Annotated in this window: 18 protein-coding genes and 1 tRNA gene; 12 read left to right on the forward strand and 7 right to left on the reverse strand. The window is 41.3% G+C overall.

What is annotated here, in order from left to right; all coding sequences use genetic code 11:
- Positions 1 to 81: 81 nt before the first annotated feature.
- Positions 82 to 1,134, reverse strand: a complete 1,053-nt coding sequence (locus tag MSG37_RS19180; RefSeq protein WP_248472274.1) for a Preprotein translocase subunit SecY — start codon at positions 1,132 to 1,134, stop codon at positions 82 to 84.
- A gap of 504 nt (positions 1,135 to 1,638) precedes the next feature.
- On the opposite strand from MSG37_RS19180, the gene MSG37_RS19185 reads away from it, so the two are divergent.
- Both MSG37_RS19185 and MSG37_RS19190 read left to right on the forward strand, forming a co-directional pair.
- Entirely contained in the window at positions 1,639 to 4,113 is a 2,475-nt protein-coding gene (locus MSG37_RS19185) for a peptidase U32 family protein (protein ID WP_248472275.1), read from the forward strand.
- Between the two features lie 272 nt (positions 4,114 to 4,385).
- Positions 4,386 to 6,773: an ATP-binding protein gene (locus MSG37_RS19190; RefSeq protein WP_248472276.1), complete on the forward strand. Its 2,388-nt coding sequence runs from the start codon at positions 4,386 to 4,388 to the stop codon at positions 6,771 to 6,773.
- Positions 6,774 to 6,908: 135 nt separating this feature from the next.
- Here the strand turns inward: MSG37_RS19190 and MSG37_RS19195 are convergent, their stop codons facing one another.
- A complete protein-coding gene (locus tag MSG37_RS19195) occupies positions 6,909 to 7,829 on the reverse strand; it encodes a manganese-dependent inorganic pyrophosphatase (protein ID WP_248472277.1) in 921 nt (306 codons plus the stop codon).
- A gap of 370 nt (positions 7,830 to 8,199) precedes the next feature.
- Between MSG37_RS19195 and MSG37_RS19200 the strand changes: the two genes are divergently transcribed.
- From MSG37_RS19200 to MSG37_RS19215, 4 genes are all read left to right on the forward strand, one after another.
- Positions 8,200 to 8,535, forward strand: a complete 336-nt coding sequence (locus MSG37_RS19200) for a PBPRA1643 family SWIM/SEC-C metal-binding motif protein (protein ID WP_248472278.1) — start codon at positions 8,200 to 8,202, stop codon at positions 8,533 to 8,535.
- Positions 8,536 to 9,241: 706 nt separating this feature from the next.
- Complete coding sequence (locus tag MSG37_RS19205) at positions 9,242 to 10,441, forward strand: efflux RND transporter periplasmic adaptor subunit (protein ID WP_248472279.1); 1,200 nt, start codon at positions 9,242 to 9,244, stop codon at positions 10,439 to 10,441.
- A gap of 3 nt (positions 10,442 to 10,444) precedes the next feature.
- Complete coding sequence (locus MSG37_RS19210) at positions 10,445 to 13,615, forward strand: efflux RND transporter permease subunit (RefSeq protein WP_248472280.1); 3,171 nt, start codon at positions 10,445 to 10,447, stop codon at positions 13,613 to 13,615.
- A gap of 264 nt (positions 13,616 to 13,879) precedes the next feature.
- Positions 13,880 to 14,800 (forward strand): LysR family transcriptional regulator, encoded by a 921-nt coding sequence (locus MSG37_RS19215; RefSeq protein ID WP_248472281.1) that lies wholly within the window; start codon positions 13,880 to 13,882, stop codon positions 14,798 to 14,800.
- A gap of 121 nt (positions 14,801 to 14,921) precedes the next feature.
- Here MSG37_RS19215 and MSG37_RS19220 read toward each other — a convergent pair whose 3' ends face one another.
- The 4 genes from MSG37_RS19220 to punC all read right to left on the reverse strand — a co-directional run bounded on the left by MSG37_RS19220 (position 14,922) and on the right by punC (position 18,791).
- Complete coding sequence (locus MSG37_RS19220; protein WP_248472282.1) at positions 14,922 to 15,794, reverse strand: radical SAM protein; 873 nt, start codon at positions 15,792 to 15,794, stop codon at positions 14,922 to 14,924.
- Positions 15,795 to 16,204: 410 nt separating this feature from the next.
- Entirely contained in the window at positions 16,205 to 17,023 is an 819-nt protein-coding gene (locus MSG37_RS19225) for an SDR family NAD(P)-dependent oxidoreductase (protein WP_248472283.1), read from the reverse strand.
- Positions 17,024 to 17,363: 340 nt separating this feature from the next.
- A tRNA-Ser gene (locus MSG37_RS19230) sits at positions 17,364 to 17,454 on the reverse strand.
- An 89-nt stretch (positions 17,455 to 17,543) separates the two neighbouring features.
- Positions 17,544 to 18,791, reverse strand: a complete 1,248-nt coding sequence (gene punC, locus MSG37_RS19235; RefSeq protein ID WP_248472290.1) for a purine nucleoside transporter PunC — start codon at positions 18,789 to 18,791, stop codon at positions 17,544 to 17,546.
- Positions 18,792 to 18,906: 115 nt separating this feature from the next.
- Here punC and punR point away from each other — a divergent pair, with 115 nt between their 5' ends.
- From punR to MSG37_RS19265, 6 genes are all read left to right on the forward strand, one after another.
- On the forward strand, positions 18,907 to 19,809 hold the full coding sequence (gene punR / locus MSG37_RS19240) for a DNA-binding transcriptional activator PunR (RefSeq protein WP_248472284.1): 903 nt from the start codon (positions 18,907 to 18,909) through the stop codon (positions 19,807 to 19,809).
- Positions 19,810 to 19,989: 180 nt separating this feature from the next.
- Entirely contained in the window at positions 19,990 to 20,643 is a 654-nt protein-coding gene (locus MSG37_RS19245) for a Bax inhibitor-1/YccA family protein (protein ID WP_248472291.1), read from the forward strand.
- A 57-nt stretch (positions 20,644 to 20,700) separates the two neighbouring features.
- Entirely contained in the window at positions 20,701 to 21,090 is a 390-nt protein-coding gene (gene tusD / locus MSG37_RS19250) for a sulfurtransferase complex subunit TusD (RefSeq protein ID WP_248472285.1), read from the forward strand.
- A gap of 15 nt (positions 21,091 to 21,105) precedes the next feature.
- Entirely contained in the window at positions 21,106 to 21,462 is a 357-nt protein-coding gene (gene tusC / locus MSG37_RS19255; RefSeq protein WP_248472286.1) for a sulfurtransferase complex subunit TusC, read from the forward strand.
- Positions 21,462 to 21,743, forward strand: coding sequence for a sulfurtransferase complex subunit TusB (gene tusB, locus MSG37_RS19260; protein WP_248472287.1), 282 nt, complete (start codon positions 21,462 to 21,464; stop codon positions 21,741 to 21,743). Before tusC ends, tusB begins: the two co-directional genes overlap by 1 nt.
- A gap of 1 nt (position 21,744) precedes the next feature.
- On the forward strand, positions 21,745 to 22,074 hold the full coding sequence (locus MSG37_RS19265; protein WP_248472288.1) for a TusE/DsrC/DsvC family sulfur relay protein: 330 nt from the start codon (positions 21,745 to 21,747) through the stop codon (positions 22,072 to 22,074).
- Between the two features lie 87 nt (positions 22,075 to 22,161).
- On the opposite strand, the gene MSG37_RS19270 is transcribed toward MSG37_RS19265, so the two are convergent.
- Complete coding sequence (locus MSG37_RS19270; protein ID WP_248472289.1) at positions 22,162 to 22,611, reverse strand: hypothetical protein; 450 nt, start codon at positions 22,609 to 22,611, stop codon at positions 22,162 to 22,164.
- Between the last annotated feature and the right edge of the window lie 425 nt (positions 22,612 to 23,036).

Here is a 23,036-nt window from a genome sequence, read left to right on the forward strand (position 1 = left end):
TTTTAAGACAAAGAAGCATAAAAAAAGGAAGCTAAATTCATTAGCTTCCTTTTTCGTATCGTTAATTAAGTGGTAAACGACTTAGGCAGGCTCTGCCTCCGCGTTGATTTCCGCTTGCACACCATGCCACTGATAGTGGTTGTTTGGCTTTTTACTCACGACACCGGCGGCGAACATTTTTGCAAAAATTTCATCAACCTCTTCAGTTGAAATATTTAAATATTGGCTAACAGCACGTTTAGTACAGTTAACACGCTTTTCAGCCAATACATCAATTACTTGCTCATACATTGACTTTGGCTCAGCTTCTGGCAATTGCTTTGGCTCAAAGTGTGGAATAAAGTCTGAGTCGTCGCTATGTAAACGACGATATGCATCAAGGGTGATTGGCTCAAGCTGCTGTGATTGTGCTTTAAATCGTTGTCTAAAGCGATTTTCCTCACCAATTAAACCAACAAAGAAGGCTGCAAAAAAGTCTAATAGAATCGATAAGAATACAACTAGGCCTAACTGGGCTGTTTCAGCTTTGATATTTAAAGACTGGGCTAAGCTTTCAATCAATCCAACAATTGAACCTTGGCTAACAACAGGTACGCTATCACGTTGCATAGCCAACTTTTGCTGCTGTTCCCGTAAAATGTTGTTTTCTTTTTGAATACGAGTCACACCAGTAGCGATACGCTCCATTTGGATATACTTTTCTGCTGCGACATTATTAAGCTCAATTTGCTTATCAATAGCAGCAATTTGCATATTAAACGCGTTTACCTTGCTTTGCTGTACTTGCACATGTTCTTGGGCTTTATTGGTTGCACTATTAATACCGCCAATTGAACCACCAATAGAAATTGCTGCTAATACGGCATAAAAACCAAGAGCTGAAAACATACCAAAGAAGTTTTTACGTGCATAACGCTCACCTACTTCATACCAGGCAAAGAATTTACCTAATTCGAAAATTACCGCTAAGCCACCAAACAAAAGCTGCATGACAGGGTCGTCATCAATAGACAGGAATAACAATAACGAGAAAATAATTGAAGCTAAAATAGATGCGCCAGTGAAGCTGTAAACGCTCCACATTGCAAACCTACCTTTTGGAAAACGTTCAGCGAGATTTTGATTGTAAAGCATAGTGGACTTCTAATAGTAGACTTTGAATGAAAGCGGATTAATTCTGAATTACTTGAGAACAAGAACATTTAGCTTACACTAAACCAGAGTAATACTCTTTAAAAAAACTAATGCATAGGATCTTATGCATATAATTGCAGCATAAATTGTATTAATGCTAACCAATCTCTGATTACTGCTAATTTAAATCACTATTATCTGCAACTATTGATAGTTAAAGCCCTAGTTTTTTGCTTAGTCACAATGACATCTGCGTTAACGCTGATAAGTAATAGATTCGATAAACTAATGGAAAACTGTTCTTCAGTTTTCAGGTGATGAGCTCATTTGGACACGATCCGCGTCATAGTTTAGGAAAATAGATTTTACTGACATAGATCCGTTTAAGGCTAACTCATACAATGGCCGGCTTATCTTGATAAAGTCTCACACGAAATTGCTTTTTTTGGCGTTGTTACCAAATAAATTAATGCCTAAATGTATGAGCAATTAACTAGGAATACCATGAGAAAACTTGAATTACTCGCACCCGGTGGTGACATAGAGTCGATTAAAGCGGCGATTGTTGCTGGTGCTGACGCGGTATATTGCGGCTTAAATAGTTTTAATGCCCGTACCCGCGCCGAAAATTTAAGTTTCGAAGACTTACATGGTTTACTTAGAATCGCCCACAAGCATGACTGTCAGTTATTTTTAACACTTAATATCATAGTGTTAGAAAGCGAACTGCCTGCACTGCTCAAATTGTTGAATCAGCTGGTAAACACCGCAATTGATGGCGTTATCGTTCAAGATCTCGGTTTGTTTTATCTATTAAAACAACATTATCCGACTCTTGATATTCACGCATCAACTCAGGTAACGACCCATAACACCGGTCAATTGACCTTTTTAGGTCACCTTGGAGCGTCGCGGGCAAACTTATCTCGCGAACTCAGTCTTACCGAAATCAGGTTGATGTCAGATAAAGCTCATAGCATCGATATGCTAACCGAAGTTTTTGTGCATGGCTCAAATTGTATTGGTTTCTCTGGCCTTTGCTACTTTAGTTCGGCCCATGGTGGTAACTCTGGTAATCGTGGCCGCTGCAGCCAGCCTTGTCGCGATCAATACCAAACCACAAATGCGGGTGCTGAGTATCCGCTTAACTTAAAAGACAACTCTGCATTTGCAGACTTAGATGCACTATATGCGGCGGGCGCAGATTCACTAAAAGTCGAAGGCAGAATTAAAAAGTCTCACTATGTGTTTCGCGTTATTGAAACTTGGCGTAAACAAATTAGTCGTTTAGAGCAAAATCTCGCGACTAGTTTAGATAAAACACCGCTATACACTGTATTTAATCGTGACTTTTCCAATGGCTACCTACATGGCGCAATTGGTAAGAACATGTATATCGATAATCCACGTGACAATGCGGTGCAGCACTTTAGTCATATCGCGTCTTTAACGCCAATTACTTCGTTAACTAAGGATGACGCAGCTACTAACGTTAAAAAAGCGCTTTATGATGAAAAAACCGAAATTATAACTACCGTTGGCGACAAGATTAGTCAGCTAAGCCTTGATAAGCCGCTGATCACCCTATCGATTAGTGGCCTGAGTGGGCAAGTATTGTCGATTAAGGTACAAGTCAGCGAGCAACAATATAGCCAGTTTGAAGCGCCAGAGCACCGCGAGTTTACAGTAAGCTCGGTGTCAAACTTGATGACTTCTGATAAATACGGCTTAACTCACGAAGAACTATCAAAACGCTTTCAAAGCTTTAATAACATTGAATATCAGCTAAGCACTATTTGTTTTGATGACTTAGGCGACAACCTGTTTGTACCTTTTAAAGAACTAACAGAGATGAAACGTCAGATCAGCATAGGCTTGAATAGAGGTCGTGAACCTGTTGAGCCAGTAACTTTACAACAAGTGCGTCAGCAGCTCGCTGCACTGGATAAGCAAAAAGTCTCAGCAGATATAGTTATCAATGCTGATAAGGCATCGAACAGTTACCAAGCATCAGCTAAAACATCGCTATCGATTTTAATCGCTAACCGCCGTGATCTCGCCTTGTATCGTGAGCTTAAACAGCAAAATGTTTTATTGGCCAACAATGCTAAGCAGATAAACGCCTATTATTTAGTGCCTGATGCTATTGCAACACAACTAGATAAACTAGTTTGGCTGTTTAAGCAGGAACCTGAGTTAACCCCGTGGTTTGGCGCGGTTATTATGGAAAGCGATTTAATTGCAGCTCAAAGCTTATTGCAGCAAGTTAAGCCTAAGCACATTGTGACCAACAATAGTGGTGTTGGCGTAATCGCCAACCAATTGAATATTAGCTGGATTGCTGGGCCTTATTTGAATACCAGTAACTCAATAAGTTTATATTGTTTGCAGCAACAGGGCTGTAGCGGCGCGTTTTTATCAAATGAGCTTAATAAAAAGCAACTTAAAGCAATAAAAGCCCCTCGTAATTTCAGTCTGCATTACAGTATTTATCACCCGATTATGTTGATGAGCAGTCGTCAGTGCTTGTTTTTACAATCATCTGGCTGTGACAAAGCAGTAATGGATGATGAATGCTTAACGGTTTGTAAAAAATCGACCAGCCTGACCAATATTAAAGGCGTTGACTTTGTTATCGACAAAAAACGTAGCGAGCATAATGCTCTTTATGGCAATGAGCATTTTTATAATCCGCAAGTTTTAGATGACCTTAAAGGCAAATTTGATTCGGTTTTATTTGATCTGCGCGCGATTGACACAAACAGCCACTGGCAAAGCAGCGGGTTAGAGACTTTACTACAAACCAATAAACAGCTCTGCTTTCAAGCTGTAGTTTCTTCGGCTACAGGCTCAATGGATAATAGTGTTGGTGTTGAATCTAGTCTTAACGTTGAAGCGGGCTTTGAGTCTGGTAGTGAAGTTGATTTGGCGAGTTTGGTCTGCAACACAACACGAGTTCAATATCTAAAAGGGCTTTAGTTTGCTAGCTTACTAGGCTGTGCAAACAACTTATTAGAAGTAAAAGTCTAGCGACTTTGGCTATTTAGCACTTTGACTATTTAACCTTAGCCATGGATCCCTCAGTTTGTTCTTTTACAGGAGAACGCTGAGGGATTTTTGTTTTGCGATTAATAATTAACCACTTAAGTGGTTTGTTCGCTTAAAAAGTCTACTTTTGGTAAAAAAATAGCGAAATCTTGGTGTTAACTGTTATAGAGTGAATTTATTGACAGTCATCAGGAGGATGTATTATGCCAATAAAACCTCTCAACAGCACCAAGCTGTACCGCGCATCTGCGCTTAAAAAATTATCTTCAGACTGTAAGTCAACCAAACACCTCGAGCCACTGGATGAAATCGTAGGCCAAGCCCGGGCGCAGCAAGCTGTAGAGTTTGCCCTATCAATGAAAGAGAAGGGCTACAACATCTATGCACTTGGCCGTAATGGTCTTGGTAAGCGCACTATGGTGCTGCGCCATTTAAATAGACAGGCGCCTAACTCAAACGGCCGCACCCTTTATGACTGGTGTTACGTGGTTAACTTTGATGACACCCGTAGCCCTAAAGTGCTTAAGCTGCCTGCTGGCATGGGACTCACCTTTAAAAAAGATATCGAAAAATTAATGGGCAAGCTGCTTAAGTCGCTGCCATTAGCTTTCGATAACGAAATGTATTACACCCGCGCCGATAAACTCAAAAATCAGCTAGCTGCTAAGCAAGAAGAAGCGCTTTTGTTACTAACAGAAGAAGCAAAGCGTCATAGTGTTGGTTTGTCTATTTCACCTCAAGGTAATTATGAGCTTGTTGCGTTAAATGGTGAAGAGGCTCATAGCGAAGAAAGCTATTTAGCATTGTCTACAAAAGAGCAAGACGATATGCAAGAATCGATTTCTAAGTTTGAAGCCCAGCTGCGCGGCATCGTTCGCCAAATCACCGTATGGGAAGAAGACTACGCTGAAAAGCAGCAAAAGCATGATGAGCAAGTAGCCGATGGTGTGCTCGCCCATGTACTCGATGCGTTAAAAGAACAATATAAAGAACATCCCAATGTTAAGGCTTATATCAAAGCCATGCATAAGGACATTCTTGATAATCTGGATATCTTCCTAGAAGAAAGTGAAGAGCAAGCTGCCCTTGCCTACGCCTCTATGAGCAAGAAGATGCCAAGGCGTTATCAAATTAATGTGCTGGTGTCACAAGCATCACAAATGCAGCCCATTATTGTAGAAGAAACACCTAACTATCACACCATTTTTGGTTACGTAGAAAATGCCACCTATAAAGGCACAGTATTTACTGATTTTTCATTAATTCGTCCAGGTAGTCTGCATAAAGCAAACGGCGGAGTATTAATGATTGATGCGGTAAAAGTGCTAGAGCATCCGTACGTATGGGATGGATTAAAGCGTGCTTTACGTTCTCGCAAGTTAAGTGTGACTTCACTTGAACGTGAAGTCACATTGTCGGGCACAATTTCACTGGACCCTGAGCCGATTCCGCTTGATGTGAAGATCATTTTGTTTGGTGATTTCGCAACTTATAAACTCCTACAACAGTATGACGCTGAGTTTACTGAGCTGTTTCGAGTGACTGCGGATTTTGAAGACAGAATGCCTAGAACGGATAAATCTGAAGTGCAATATGCCCAGTTTATCTCAAGTATTGTGCATAGCAACAAGATGCTGCATTGCGATAAAAAGGCGATAGCTCGGGTGATTGAATTTAGTTCGCGCCAGGCTGATGATCAAAACATGCTTTCATTGCATTCGGTTGATATTGCCAACTTGCTGCGAGAAGCCAATTACTGTGCTCGTTCAGTTAATGCCAACATGATCCGAGTCAGTCACGTAGAGCAAGCGCTAGCTAATAAAGAGAAACGTATTTGCCGTGCTAAAGATGACTTTATGCAAAGCTTCGTTAATGGCACAACGCTGATCAGTACCGCAGGCTTAACCGTTGGCCAAGTTAACGCGTTATCGGTGATGTCGACCACGGATTATCAGTTCGGTGCGCCAAGCAGGATCACCGCGACTACCGCGTTTGGTGAAGGTCGAGTGTTTGATATTGAGCGTAATGTAGAGCTGAGCGGCAGCATTCACTCTAAGGGCGTGATGATTTTAACTGCGTATATCGCTTCGATTTTGGGTAAAACCGACAAGATCCCATTATCGACTCACCTCACCTTTGAGCAATCGTATGGCGGTGTTGATGGTGACAGCGCCACTATGGCTGAGCTTTGTGCCATGTTGTCATCTTTTGCGGGTGTTGGATTAAGACAGGATATTGCGATTACTGGCTCAATGAACCAGTTTGGTGAGGCGCAGCCGATTGGCGGGGTTAATGAGAAAATCGAAGGTTTCTTTGATGTTTGTAAGATCCGTGGGCGCAAAGACAGCCAAGGCGTGATTATTCCGCAATCGAATGTGCATAATCTGATGTTACGTAAAGACATTGTCGATGCTGTAGACAAAGGTAAATTCCACATTTGGGCGATTAGCCATGTGGATCAAGCCATCGAGCTATTGACCGATCTCAAGGTTGGCAGTTTAAATGCTAAAGAGCAGTACCCTAAGAACAGCATTTTAGGCTTAGCTCAGGCAAGGTTAAACAGTTTACGAAAAACTGACACTAAAGATTAAAATTGAGCTCCTCGCTTATAGCGTTGTTTTAGTAAGCTTTTGTAATTACCGTATTTAAATACGAAACGTTTTAACAAGTAACAAAAAGGCCGAACATTATGTTCGGCCTTTTTCAACTGCTAGATTTGCTTAGAGTTAAGCGAAAACGTCTTGTAGTGGCGGTACAACTTGCTTTTTACGGCTTAGTACACCATCTAACCATACTTTGTTGTTTTCAGACTTGCAGTTGTAAGCAGATTCAATTTTAGCTAGGTCGTCACTAACGATTAGCATTTCAGAACCTTCTTTCATGATGTCAGTCAGCAACAATAGTACGCTGTGACGGTTACCTTCAGCTTTAAGTGCAGCGATATCCGCTTCAAGTTCAGCTTTAATATCGTCAAATACTGAAAGGTCGATAACTTCTAACTGACCGATACCGACTAAGTTACCGTTCATGTTGAAGTCTTTAAAGTCACGCATAACAAGATCGCGTGCAGGTGTACCTTCTACAGCAGATTTCACTTTAAACATATCCATGCCTAAAGCTTTGAAGTCTTCAATGCCAGCAATTTCAGCTAATGCTTCAACACACTTGATGTCTGCTGTTGTGCATGTTGGCGACTTGAAAATAACAGTGTCACTTAAGATAGCGCATAACATGATGCCAGCGATATTTTTTGGAATTTCAACGTTGTAGAAGTCGTACATCATTTTGATAACTGTGTTACTACAACCTACTGGACGGATCCAGCACTCTAGCGGCGTAGAGGTTGTTAGGTCGCCTAATTTGTGGTGATCAACGATACCTACGATTGTTGCTTCTGCAATATCGTCTGGTGCTTGAGTCAGCTCTGAATGGTCAACGATATACACTTCTTCGCCAGCGTAGCTAAGCTTAAGCTCAGGTGCGTCAAAACCAAACTTTTCAAGAATAAAAGCTGTTTCTGGTGAAATGTCACCTAAACGCGTCGCAACTGACTCTTCGCCGATTTGGTTTTTTAGGTGTGCAAGTGCAATAGCACCACAAATTGAATCTGAATCTGGGATTTTGTGGCCCACAACATAAACTGGCATAGTAAAGCTCTCCTTTAATTTGCGCCGATTTTAACAAAGTTTTCGCTGATGCGGAAATACCAAAACGTCTAAGATAGCGCACTAAAGCGAGAAATTTAGCGTATTTAGGCAAACTGGCAGCGTTTTACCTAACTTAAACTAACCAAAGTGTATATCAGGACTCAATTTTAGACATAAACTGAGCGCAGAGCCTGTGGATGATTAACGGCAATATGTCCACCAGCTGATAGTGCTGGCATTAGGATAAATCACAAAATGGCTAAAATAGCGCTGAAAAACCGGGTTAAATAGCGACTTCAGTACCACTTTATGGGTTTTTATAGTATAAGCTTGCCTAAATTTATCTTTATAAACACTGAGCACCATAGCGATGTCTGACAAATTCTTTTTTAAAGGCCGTAAAACGCCAAAGCCTAAGCACGAAAGCTATGGTTACAATACTAAACGTGAAGTAAAAGTGGGTACCGCAGAAAACCCGCTGCAGTTGCTTGTTCAAACTGCAGAAAGAGAAGCTGAAGTTAATCAATTATTAGTCGATAATCAGCTGGTGGGCATGATCACAGTAAATGCCGAGCAAGCTGAAGATATCGTACTTTTAGAAGGTTTACTTAATAAGCCGCAAACAACGCGTTTTGAAAAAACACCTAACCGTAACGATCCTTGCGTTTGTGGTAGCGGTAAAAAATATAAAAAGTGCTGCGGTTAATTTAACCTTTCTGCTAATTGCACTGACTAAAAGCCCCTTATGGGGCTTTTTTGTTTTAAGTCATATGCTTTATAAGTTTTGTTCATCAAACATTAAGGAGATAATAAACACGTAAAACGGTATACCTTTAAACCGATAGATAATGTTTATCGCCCTTATCATCCTCACCATGCTCATATCTCTCACCTCACTTTTGTTCTCTCCCGACATTGCTAAACAGCTTTGACAAGGTGTTTTTACTCATATCTTCTCGTCTAAAACTTTTAATCAACAACTGAGCATGCACCAATTACTTAATGGGCAAAACCGGGGGACATTGGGCGGATCGTAGTGGTTTTTAGATAGTCCGCGAGATCCTTTTGCTTAAGTTGCCTAGTTATTTCTTTACATAAATGTAAAGTTTATTTTGAGTAAAACTAAAATCGTTAAGCAAAATAGAAATCTGTTCTATCCATATATAGTCATTAATTTACAGTAATATAGGTGGTAATCCACTTTGCTTTTCTACTTCGGTTCAAATTACCGGAAGCACTTTTCACATAGTAAAAGTCTAATTTCGTCACACACGTTTACATAATCAGCCTGTCACAATTCATCAATTCAATTAACATACAATCAAAATTAGAATTAGATTTGCTCAGATATTCTTTAGCAAGCAATAAAAGATTGTGTATCGAGTGGAGTGCTTCAACAAGAGGACGTGTTTGTGGCTACAAAAAAACAGATCATTTTACCTATCGTTGTTATCGCTGTCGGCGTAACGGGGTTTATTGGCATGTCAGCATTAAAGAAACCACCTGAGGAAAAAGAGGAATTAGATACAACTCCTTTGGTTTCAGTTCAAGCTGTAGAAATTAAACCAATGAGCTTTGCAGTAAGCTCATACGGTGTAGTTAGTGCCAAATATGAGACAGAACTAGTCTCACAGGTAAATGGTGAAATTGTTTATTTATCAGCCGCCTTTGTTAAAGGTGGATTTGTCAAAAAAGGTGATGTGCTAGCTAAAATCGATCCAAGTGATTATGAGGCCGCTTTAATAGATGCCAAAGCTAACATGGCGTCCGCACGTGCGACACTTGTGCAGGAAAAAGCCTTTGGTAAGGTTGCTGAAGAAGAATGGAAACGCATTGAAAATGGTGTGCCAACAGAACTTAGTTTACGTAAACCACAGCTTGCTCAAGAAGTTGCCAAACTAAACTCTTCTGAAGCAGGCCTTAAGCGCGCTAATCGCAATTTAGAGCGAACCATAATTAAAGCGCCATATGATGCGTTAATTGAAGCGCGTAACATTGGTCTAGGTTCTTACGTCAGTATGGGGACCCCACTTGGCAAAGTATTAAGTACAGACCAGGCTGAGATCCGTTTGCCAATCGCCGATAAAGAGCTGCAATTTTTAGATAATAAAGGCAAAGGCGCAGAGGTAAAGCTCACTGGCGAGTTTGCAGGTCAATCTCAAGAGTGGCCCGCGACAATTGTAAGAAGTGAAGGTGTCATTGATAACCGCAGCCGTATGACTTATCTAGTGGCTGAGGTGATTGACCCTTATGGACTCAACTCGAAAACTAATGATTTTAACGAACTACGCTACGGTACCTATGTTACCGCGAGTATTGACGGTAGCCATGCCGGCCAAGTCGCCGAAATCCCAAGGCACTTGGTGATTAACAATCAAGTGGCGACATTAGATGATGAGGGCAAGCTGAGATATAAGGACATTACTATTGTACGCCAAATCGGTTCTAAAGTGATTGTATCAGCGGGACTTGATGCAGGTGTTAATGTCATTACCTCTGCGCTTGATTATCCAATTGAAGGTATGCAGCTCGCCTTGCCACAAGACCCAACACTCGGTGATGAGTCTGATGATCCTCAAGCTACTCAGTTAGCGATGGAAGAGAAGGATTAATTCATGATCGATACTAATAAAGGCATTATCGCCTGGTTTGCTCGCAACAGCGTTGCAGCAAACCTGTTGATGATTATTATCTTACTCGGTGGCCTCCTTACGGCTAACACGATTCGTAAACAGTTCTTCCCTGCCGTAGAGATCAATTGGCTGGAGTTTAACGCAGTATACCCAGGAGCCGCCCCTCAAGAAGTGGAAGAAGGGATAACCATTAAGATTGAAGAAGCGCTTGAGAGCGTTCAAGGTCTTAAGCGGGTTATAACCTACTCAAACCGTAATATGTCATCTGGCTATTTTAGAATTGAAGACTCATACGACCCGCAGGTGGTGCTTGAAGAGGTCAAATCTGAAATCGACTCTATTTCCAGTTTTCCGGATGGTATGGAGCGTCCGAAAGTTGAAAGGATTAAAATTCGTCAAGAAGTAATGTACATGAGTCTTTATGGTGATTTATCCCAGCGCCAACTTAAAGATCTCGGCGAAAAAATCCATGATGAACTGCTGCAACTGCCAAAGGTGAATATTACTGACTTTTATGGTGGTCTGGGTTATGAAATCGCAATCGAAGTCAGTAAAGACAGATTACGTGAATTTGGATTAAGTTTTAACGATGTTGCCGAAGCGGTGCGAGGTTATTCTCGTAATATGTCGGCAGGGCAAATTCGCGCTGAAAACGGCTATATCAATCTTCGCGTGCAGAACCAAGCATATGTAGGCTATGAGTTTGAAAGTTTACCGCTGATCACCCTTGAAGATGGCACAACCCTTTTACTTGGTGATGTTGCTACCGTTGTTGATGGTTTTGAAGAAGGTATTCAATACTCAAAATTTAATGGTAAAAACTCAGTCACTTTCTTTATTGGTGCAGCAAACGATCAAAGTCTTACCGATGTTGCCGACGTAGTAAAAGCTTATATCGCTGACAAGCAAAAAGTGTTGCCTGAGGGCGTTAAGCTCGAGCCGTGGGTCGATATGACGTATTACCTCGAAGGGCGTTTGGATCTCATGCTAGACAGCATGAAAAGTGGCGCTGTACTGGTGTTTATTCTGTTAGCACTATTCCTACGAGTACGATTGGCGTTCTGGGTAATGATGGGCTTGCCAGTTTGTTTCTTAGGTACCCTATTATTTATGCCTATGGGGATGATTGACGTCACCATTAACGTTATCAGTCTATTCGCGTTCATTTTGGTCTTAGGTATTGTGGTCGATGATGCCATCGTTATGGGAGAAAGCGCCCACGCTGAATGTGAAGAAAAAGGCCAAACCCTAGATAATGTCATTCGCGGGGTTAAACGTGTTGCTATGCCTGCAACCTTTGGTGTCTTAACCACTATAGCTGCGTTTTTACCAATCACCTTAGATGATGGTCCCTCTTCAGCTTTTGGCCAAGCCATTGGTTATGTGGTTATCCTTTGCCTTATTTTCTCACTTGTTGAATCAAAACTCATCTTGCCAGCTCACTTAGCGCGCATGAAGCAGAAAACCATTGTTAAGCCGGGTTCTAAAAATCCTTTAGATTGGCTGCGCAACATAGTTAACTTCTTACAAGAGAAAGTTGATAGTGGATTAAAGGTGTTAATCATTAAGTATTATCGCCCTTCATTAGAACTGGCTGTTAAGTATCGTTACACAGTGATTATGGTGTTCTTAAGTCTAATAATGGTGTGTGCAGGTCTTTATACTGGCGGCATGATCCGCTTTATTGGTCAGCCTAAAATTCCTCATGATTTCCCGAGGATTGAGTTTGAGATGAATATTGATGCATCTGAACGCTCTACTTTAGCCGCCGCCTTAGCCATAGAAAAAGCCCTTAAAGAGGTCGATGCGCAGATTAAAGCTGAGTACGGCCAAAACATGATTTCAGATCTTCAGGTCGAGCTACGTGGTAGAACGGGAGCAGAATTAAGAACTAAGCTTGTTGATCCTGAAATCCGCCCTATCGACACGTTTGCCGTTGCAGAGCTTTGGCGTCAAAACATGCCACTAATTCCCGGTATGAAATCTTTTAGCATTCAAGATAACTTGTTCGGCGGTGGCCGTGATGATGGTGACATCAGCTTTAGGCTTGAAGGTAAAGATGATGCGCAATTAGTCGCTGCGGCGAAGGAGCTTAAAGCGAAACTTAACACCCTTAAAGGTGTTGGTGATGTTAATGACAGCCGCCAATCAAGCGCCAAAGAAATTCAGTTTGAGCTTAAACCGCTAGCACATAGTATCGGTTTAACGCTTGCAGATATTGCACGTCAGGTTGGTAATAGCTTTTATGGTCTTGAAGCACAGCGTATTTTACGTAACGGCGAAGAGATTAAAGTGATGCTACGCTACCCTGAGGAGCAACGAAACTCCATCGCTCAGGTGTCAGATGTAATGATTAAAACCCCACAAGGTGCTGAACTACCGTTATCTGAAGTCGCGACGATTGTTGTGACCGATGGCGTGAACAGTATTCGTCGAGAAAATGGTAACCGTACCATTAACGTTTGGGGCTCAGTTGATGCCGAGCAAGCTGAGCCATTTAAGCTAGCTAAAGATATTCGCGATAACTTTTTGCCTGAGTTATTGACTAAATATCCAAGAGTTAAAAGTGAGGTTGCCGGTAATATTCAGGAGCAGCTAGATAGTGCGGACACCCAGCTTAGAGACTTCTTGATCTCTATGTTGGTGATTTATAGCTTGCTGGCGGTGCCCCTTAAATCTTACTCACAACCGATAATGATCATGGCGGTTATTCCGTTTGGTGTAATCGGCTCGGTGCTTGGGCATATGTTACTCGGGTTAGACCTAAGTGCCCTTTCGATATTCGGTATTATTGCCGCTGCAGGTGTTGTAGTGAATGACTCGTTAGTAATGGTGGATTACATCAATAAGTCGAGGGAGTCAGGCGTAGCAATGAAGCTCTCAGTACTTGAAGCGGGTTGTCGACGCTTTAGAGCGATTTTGTTGACCTCGCTAACCACCTTTATTGGATTAGTGCCAATTATGACGGAAACCAGTATGCAAGCGCAGATGGTGATCCCAATGGCCGTGTCTTTAGCTTTCGGTGTGTTGTTTGCCACTGTCGTGACTTTGGTGCTAATCCCATGCTTGTATATCATGATTGAAGATATCAAACGTATGATTGGCAGTAAGTCACGAGTTGAAGAGCCAACAACAGAAGCGGTAAGCGTATAAACTCGTAAACGCGTTTAGCCAGATTAAAAGCCTGAGTACCTCTCAGGCTTTTTTATTTTTTGTTTCTCAGTACTACTAATTTTTTGACTTGAACGGTTATTAGTTAGTTGCCATTTGTTTTAGTTTTAACTTTCATGTGGTTGTTAGACTAATCAAAGCTTCATTTAGGAAATTAATTTTTGTTCAGGCGCTTAAATTTACTTAGTATTTAATGAAAATTGGTTTATTTTTATAACTACTATTTAGATAACGTATAAAATTGAAATGAACCTAGAACATCTAAAGCTGTTTGTACGTTTAGCTTCAACTCACAATATCAGTATGGCTGGTCAAGAATTAGGGCTTTCCCCTGCTGTTGCCAGCGTACATATCAACAAACTAGAAGAAAGTTTAGGCGTGCGTTTGTTACATCGCACCACGCGAAAAGTGTCTTTGACCCAAGAAGGTGAATCATTTTTACCCCATGCACTGGAAGTCTTGGCTACAGCAGAAGCTGCAAGAGCCGCGGTCGGTGCGGGTTTTTCATCACCTAGCGGTACGTTGCGGGTAACCGCTCCCGCCTCTTTTGGTCGTTTGCATATGGTAAGAGCGATTAAAGGCTTTATGCAGCAATATCCCGATCTCACCATCGATTTACGGTTTTCAGATACCATCATTGATTTGGTCGATGGCGGCTTTGATGTGGCGATTCGTATTGCCGAGTTAAAAGACTCATCACTAATAGCGCGCAAGCTTGCTTCTGACAGACGCGTGCTCTGTGCATCACCTGCATATATTAAAGAGCATGGGGTTCCGGCAACACCTGAAGATCTGGTTAATCATCAATGCATAAACCTGATGAACTTAGATACCTGGATATTTGATACCGATAACGGACCATACAGCATAAAAACCAAAGGATGCTTTAGAACTGATAACGGTGATGCGATGCGTGATGCAACTATAGATGGTCTTGGTTTGTCGGTTAACTCTATCTGGAGCGTTTATCAGCAACTTATAAGCGGTGAATTGGTTGAGGTATTAACAGATTACCCTTTTGCCTCAAATGCATCTATTTGGGCGGTTTATCCGAGCTCAAGATTAATCGCACCCAAGGTTCGCGCGTTTATCGACTTTTTTAACCAATATTATGGTCAGCCAGCCTATTGGGAAACTGAACTAAAAGCCGCGAAAGCTAACAATTAAGCACAATAATTTAATAAATGCCCGCTTACAGTTAACGAAGACAATATCTTGTTCCTTGTAAGCGGTGTATGAGCACTAATCTAACGTGTTATATAAGTTATCAAAGTGCCCGTTATAACGATTACCAAGAGAAGGTTTGAATAACCCTATCTTCAGCTTTAGCTCGTAGCTCAATTGCTGAATTGACCTTATTCAAAAAGCCCTCTTGGCAATGAGGTAACCCGCCTTTTAATGAAACGATGTTATTACCGTGGTCACCCCAGTAAAAGGTATTAAAATCGAGATGACTCAGCAGATATTGCTCCTCTTGTAAGATCTGTAGCTCTGTCGGCATGATAAACTCACCACGCTTTACCTCTTGCTCAAGTACAGTTCCTGGCTGAATAGCTAGTGCCATCGGCGCGATTTCATCTGGTTGCATCTGGTTTAAGATATCAGTCGTCGCAACGATATGCTCTTTAGAACGCTCTCTTCCACCTAAACCAAATATGAAAGATAACAGCGTTTGTATACCCGCCTCTTTCGCCATTTCCATGCCTTTAATTGCCTGCTCTGGGCTCATGTTCTTCTTGATTTTATCAAGTACCAAGCGGTCACCTGACTCTAATCCAGAATATGCCATAGTTAGACCAGCATCTTTGATCTCTTTTAACTCGTTAATCGACTTGCGTCTAAAGTCGTTTAAGCCGCTATACATAGAGATCTTAGTGCACTCAGGAAACGTAGTATTGAGCTTATCAAACAGCTTTAACAAATAGTCTGTGCGTGCAGCCATTACATTACCGTCGATTAAAAATATCGAGTCGACGTGTGGGTAATAGATCCTTAGTTGATCGATATCTTTGAATACATCCTCTAGATCTCTAACCTTAAAGCGTTTGTCATCAAACATGCTACAAAACGTACAGGTATTAACACTACAGCCTAATGTTGTTTGAATTAGTATGCTTCTCGCCTCAGGCCAAGGGCGATAAACTTTTCCTTGGTAGTTCATTTGTTTGATCTCACGTTAACAAGTGATATTTATAAAGCTGCTGCGAGTACTAACGTACTTAGAATGCTTAGCTTCAATTCAGTGTTTGCAGTCTAACAGTTAGTTTAAATTTGATAATACTCGACTTTGAAGATACATTTTTAATAAAAAATATAAAATGGTTAGAGCGTAGGCCCTATAGTGGATTTAATGTTGAAAATGACTTGGCAGTCGTTATTGTTGACATGAATGCTATCGGTCTAACCGCTTAACGCCTGAGTCATTACAAGCATTATCAATTTAGTGCTTACGAGTTTGAGACTAGAGAGCAAAACGGAAAAAGCCCGCTGAAGTAGCGAGCTTTTGGTTGGTTGAGTTCAACACTGCTTTTACACAATATGAAAACTCGCTTTACTGTTTATGCTAATTAATCAGTTATTAGCTGCGTTAGCGGTAATAACTGATTCTATCATCTCTAGCACTTGCTCTACCTTCCCCCTATTAAGGGCATCTGGATGAGGAGAGGCAAATGCGCCAATATCATTATCAAAATACTGTCCAGCTGCTGATAAGAATTCATCAGATAATGCCGCACGGATCAGAATGTCTGCGCCAATTGATAAGTCGCCACCTGCAATACCGTATGCGGTTTTCACCATCTTACTGCCAAGTAATGATTTAGGGTTGACCGAAACAATGACTTTGTCACTGCCCTTTTGCTGTTCAGCCAAGCCTAACGAGCGAGAAAACATCGTAAGTGCTAATTTGCTTTGTGCATATGCCTGTCCATCAGCGAGCGGTTTGTCGCCTTTTAACGCGGTAAGGTCAACACTTGCTTGAGCAGCTGACGATAAGTTTACGATTCGACCACCTTCTGCAATTAATGGCAGTAAATCTTTAGTCAGAATATAAGCAGCAACCGTATTAACGGCGAACCGAACGTCTAAGTTATCAACCGTTCTCGTCTCGTTGACCGCATAAACACCGGCATTATTAATCACGACATCTATGGAGTTAAAACGCTGCTTTAGCTCTGCGACCATATTATGCACGGCACTTAAACTGGATAGATCCGCAACGATAGTTGCTACATCAACTTTATAAGCCTGTTCGATGTCATTTGCTACAGCCTCTACTTTACTTGGCGTACGTCCATGAATGATTAATGAATGGCCTAATTCTGCCAGCATTTTCACTGTAACTAGACCAATGCCGTCAGTTGCGCCAGTAACTAATATCGTCTTATGCATTTTATAAACCCGCTTAATTGTTGGTTGCTTAATGGTGTTTACTAAGAGTAGACAATAAAACTAATCCGCTTAAGCTTCTATAGTTTAGTGAAGAGAATGAGTTTATATAAATATTTGAAAATCAACATCGGCTTTATAGATAGATTTGAAAAAACGCGGAGAGTCAGGTTTGTTCAGTAGATAGCTGAGACTATAGGCTTGGGTTATATAGCTTCGTCTAAATGACGCGGAGAGTTAGCAGACTTTAACTAATAGGAACCCTACATATCTGAGCTATAAACCATTAAGCTCTAGATACGAAAAAGGCTCATCATTTCTGATGAGCCTTTTATCTTAAATATGGCGGAGAGATAGGGATTTGAACCCTAGATGGGCTATAAACCCATGCCGGTTTTCAAGACCGGTGCATTCGACCACTCTGCCATCTCTCCGAACGCCGCGAATAATATAGCGCTCTTGAGTGCTTGTAAAGAGATAACGTTATTAAATTATCTCTTTGACTAAGATTAGACCTATTCGCTTATTTCTCATCCTGATTGATTGCAATACGCGCAGGGTCTGGCATAACAATTTCTTCACTCACTTCATTCCACGTTTTATAGTTGCGTAGCTTGAAACCCATAAATACGATGAATGAACAAATCATGATCCCCCAACCAATTGCTACTTCACCGCTTGTTGCCCACATAGCCACTAAACTTGAAGCACCAAAAGATAAGCTGATCTGCAAGAAGTTCTGTAATCCTGCCGCTTTTGCAGCGTTCTCTGGAAACTCCTGTAATGCACCGTTAACAACAATCGGGTAAATACCGCCACTACATGCAGCCAATATTGAGAATATTGTTAGCAGTGGGAAGATACTTAAGCCCTGGAATACAATTGTCACGATAGCGATAGACATTGCACAGGTACCAAACACTGATAATAAAATCTTTAGTGTTTTCTCAGATCCAAGCTTACGAATAAGGATCTTGCTTGCATAGCCACCCAGAATGAAAGTAATGGTTTGTGGAATAAAGCTTAGTCCGATAGCTGTAGCATCAAAACCGTGTTGCTCCATCACTACTGGCCATAAAGTTAGGTACGAAAAGAATGCACCTGAACAAGCACCAAAAATAATCACGTTACCTAAAAACTTAGTGTTTTTTAGGATTGAGAAGTAACGGATCTCTTTTTTGTCGTGACTTACGGCTTTTGTTTCCGCAGGAACAAACCAAGCTGTTAGCAAGATCATTACCGCAGCTAAACCCGTTAATGTAATAAAGATGCTTTCCCAGCCAAAAGACTTAAGAATGAAAGCACCTAAGATCGGAGCTAAAGCTGGTGATAAAGCCACAAGAGGCATAATGTTCGAAAATACGCCCTGTGCTTTTGCAGCATCATATTTTTCAATAACAATTGCTTGCCAAATAACACCAGCAGAACACGCGCCTAATGCTTGTATAAAGCGCGAAATATTGAATACGAGAATTGAGTCACTTACTGCAAGAGAAAAGCTGGCAGCAGCAAATAACACAAGACCAAAGATCAGTGAATTACGTTTACCAAAGCGCTCAACTAGCGGGCCATAAAGTAATTGACCTAACGCTAAGCCAGCTAAAAAGAAAGTAAGCGACATAGCAACTTGCGACGGCGAAGTCGCCATAGTGTCTTCAATTGCTTTGAAAGCAGGCAAGTACATATCAGTTGCGATAAAACCTAACATGCTTAGTAATGCAAGATAGGTAAGGAATATATAGTATTTAAGATTCATCGTTGATTTCTTCAGTCAATATTTAAATCGAGGCTTTTATAAAGCAGCGCAGTGTAATCACTTGCTAAAGTACTGTGAAACGTTTATTTTTCACATTAGCTATCAAAAAAAATCACAGCAGGACGTGAGTATGCTTTCAGAACAATCATTACAACTTATCGATATGGTGGCGCGAGTTGGTAGTTTTACCGCTGCTGCAAATAAACTACACAAGGTCCCTTCTGCGGTTAGCTATGCCGTTAAACAAATTGAAGAAGAGCTCGGCGTGGTGCTGTTTGTAAGGCATCATCGCAGTGTGAGTTTAACTCCCGCTGGTGAGCATTTCGTTAAGCAATCTAGGACCTTATTAACCGACATTGATGCAATGCGAGCTGATACAATCCGCGTTGCCAATGGCTGGCAACCTACTCTGTCTATCGCCCTCGACAATATCGTTCGAGCAGATAAGATCAGTAATTTAATTGCTGATTTTTACCGCACTTTCGATAATGTTGAGCTTATTATTCGCATTGAAGTGTTTAATGGCGTGTGGGAGTCAATTGCGACTGGCCGAAGCGATATTGCTATTGGCGCAACAACAGCTATCCCAGTCGGTGGTGATTATCACTTTAGAGACATGGGGGAAATAGAGTGGTGTTTTCTTGTGGGTAAAAACCATCCGCTCGCCGATATTGATAGACCATTAAGTGATGATGAATTGCGCCAATACCCATCGATTTGTTTGGAAGATACTTCCAGAGAGATCCCTAAACGCATGACTTGGTTATTAGAAAACCAAAGGCGCTTAGTGGTTCCTGATTGGATCCGAGCTATTAATTGTTTTCGTGAAGGTCTTGGTGTCGGTTATATGCCAGCCCATTTTGCGTTTCCGTTTATCAAAACCGGTGCATTAATCGAAAAACAACTCGAAAGGCCTAACAAAACCAGTCCTTGTTGCTTGGCTTGGAACGCCGCAAATACATCGCCAGCGATGACCTGGGTGCTTGATTATCTAGGTGACAGTGAAAAATTACATAAAGATTGGTTGGATTAACTTAGCTTAACTTAGTTGTTTTTGGCGGATAAGCGCTTTATACCTAAGGTTAGCTACGGTATGATTCAATAACTTAAGGTAAGGTTTGTCCCTATTTTGGTGATTTCGGGAACTCCTTACGTAACTTGTGCTCAAATTAAATAGCTTGAAAATTTGTCTTCGGAGAAAGAAATGAAAGATATGACACAACAAACCGCGTATAGCAGTACTACCGTTGAGGTAAATAAACTGCTAAAAAATACGTATATGCTACTTTCTATGACACTCGCGTTCTCTGCAGTGTGTGCGGGTTTAGCAATGGCACTGGCCATTAGCCCAATGATGTCTCTTGGTTTATCTATCGGTAGCTTAGTGTTGTTGTTTGTTACCCTAAGAAAAGCTGATTCAAGTGCGGGTATTTTTTGGGTATTTGCATTTACTGGTATGCAAGGTGCTTCACTGGGTTACATTCTTAACCATTACGCAGGCATGGCAAATGGCCCGCAGTTAATCATGCAGGCGCTAGGTTTAACTTCAGTTATCTTCGTGGCACTTTCAGGTTACGCAGTTACGACTAAGAAAGACTTCTCATTCATGCGCGGTTTCCTTATCGCCGGTTTAGTCATCATGGTTGTTGGTTTGCTGGTTAACCTGTTCCTTGGTAACGGCATGGTATTTATGGCGCTTAACGCTGGTATCGCATTGCTAATGACTGGCTTCATTCTTTACGATACTAGCAAAATCGTAAATGGTGGCGAAACTAACTATATCCGCGCGACTATCGCTTTATACCTAGATTTCTTAAATCTATTCGTTGCCCTACTGCATTTAATGGGCGTTGGCGGCGATGACTAATACCAATTAAATTTAATTGAGTTAAAATGGTCCTATTAAAGGGCCATTTTTTTTACCATGAGCAAATTTATAATTCAGGTTAACTCAGCGCCTTACGGCAATAGTGCAAGTTATAGTGCCTTTCAGTTCGCTAAGGAAGCAATAGCGAGCGGACACTCCATCGATAAGGTTTTCTTCTATCAAGACGGTGTACTTAACACCAATATGCTTAACAGCCCTGCAAGTGATGAGTTTGACTTGCAAAAAGCCTGGCTGGAGTTGCATCAACAGCATGGTGTGCCATTGGTTAACTGCGTTTCTGCAGCGCTGCGCCGCGGAGTGCTCTCTCAATCTGAAGCTAAAGAATATCAGCAGCAACATTGGAATATGCAACCACCGTTTATTATGGGCGGTTTAGGCGAGCTTGTTAGTGGTATTGAAAAAGCTGATAGGCTTATTTGTTTCTAAGATCTCCGAGTATTTATGAAAAAACTGTGTATTGTATTTAAGCAAGCACCTCATGGCACTGCTCATGGGCGTGAGGGCTTAGATTTTGCGTTATTAAGCGCAAGCTTCGAACAAGAAGTTAGCTTACTCTTTACCGGAGAAGCAGTACTTACCTTGCTTAAAAATCAAGATCCTGAATCTATTGGTTGTAAAGATTACGTCTCTACCTTAGGTGCCCTGCCTTTGTATGATATTGACACGGTACTGGTTTGCCTGGATTCATTACTAGAACTTGGGTTAAATAACGAGGAGTTACGGATCTCTACGTTGGTTGCAACAAGCGATGAAATTGCACAGCATTTCAATCAAGTTGATGAGGTGATGGTTTTCTAATGATCTTACATCTTATTAAAGAATCACCAGCTCAAAGCCTAGCGTTGAAAACTTGCCTGCGCTACGCACGCAAAGACGATTGTATTTTATTATCGGGTAATGCGGTTAATTGCTTGCTGCAAGTTGAAATTATGCAGGGCCTAACAGGTTATACTGTTTACGTGTCAAAAGAGGATGTTGCCGCGCGCGGACTACAGCGGTTTGTAAAAGAGATTGCTCAAGTGAACTACAGTGATTTTGTAGCGCTGAGTATTAAGTACGATAAAGTAATTAGTTGGTAATATGATTGAGTTTAACGGTATACAAATAGAAACAGATCATCAGGGATATCTAAAATCTGTGAGCGACTGGAGTCCCGAATTGGCGCCGGTAATTGCGGCAGAAGAAAACATTACTCTAACAGACGCTCACTGGGAAGTGGTTAACTTTGTGCGAGAGTTTTACCTTGAGTTCAAAACCAGCCCTGCAATACGCGTATTAGTCAAAGCGATCGGGCAAAAGTTGGGGGAAGATAAAGGTAACTCTAAATACCTTTACACCCTCTTTCCTGTCGGTCCCGCAAAGCAGGCTACAAAAATCGCCGGTTTGCCAAAACCTGCGAAATGTATTTAAAGTAACAAAAATAACGCCCTCTTTTGAGGGCGTTATTTTTAATAGCAAAGCAAACTAATTATTCAGCTTTAAAGTTACCTGCATTTATTACGCCTGCTCTAAAGGAGTTTGCTGTTGAGTCTTATTTATCCCGAGTAACGCAGCGCCCATCACCAAGTAAAATAGTGAACTTGCCGACAGCTCTATATGCAATTGTGGCTGTTGCAGATGTTGAGATAGCACCATACCTATTAGCAAATTAAAAATAATGGTCAGAAATGGATAGATCATCAAGGTGAGCGCGGCAAACTTCAACAGTTTCGGCTTTGTGGGTGTTTGCATATAACGTGCAAGATTGATAAACACTGAGGCTAATATTAAGTTTGCGATAATCTGTATTAATGCTGCCAGCTTAATTTGAGTAACACTGGTTTTATTGACTGAGGGAAACTGTTCAAGCAGTTCATGCAAGTAAGTTTCAGGGCTAAGTAGACCCCATGTTGGATAAATGACTACTACTGCGCTAGATAGTATTAGAAAAATGAGTATGATCTTCAAAGTTCCTCCCATGAACTAATGATGCATTTTTATGATAAGACCAGTCGGTTAACTTAAGGTTCACTTAATCTAAGTCAATTGGTTTGCTACAAACAAAGATCACTACGATTAAAGCCCCTGCGCTATTGCTTAGTTTCCTCAAACTTGGCTCAGGAGGTGATGGATCCTGCCATTACCTTCTCGTCCGAAACCACAGAGGTTTTGATGAATTTTGATAGACGTAAAAAAGCCAGCTTAAATCATCAGATGATACCCTTGGTCAGACTTGACCTGGCATGCCTTACTTTGTAAAGAGTGAGAGGCTGATCTTATTAAAAGTAATCCCCTGTGGTTTTTTCATAGGCGCAAATGTAAAAGATCCACCTTCTGAAGAAGGTGGCTTTGATATAACTCCCTAAAAGGGAGCTTTCCTACCGTGCGTTAAC

This window comes from Shewanella sp. 1CM18E, assembly GCF_023161665.1.
Lineage (GTDB): Bacteria > Pseudomonadota > Gammaproteobacteria > Enterobacterales > Shewanellaceae > Shewanella.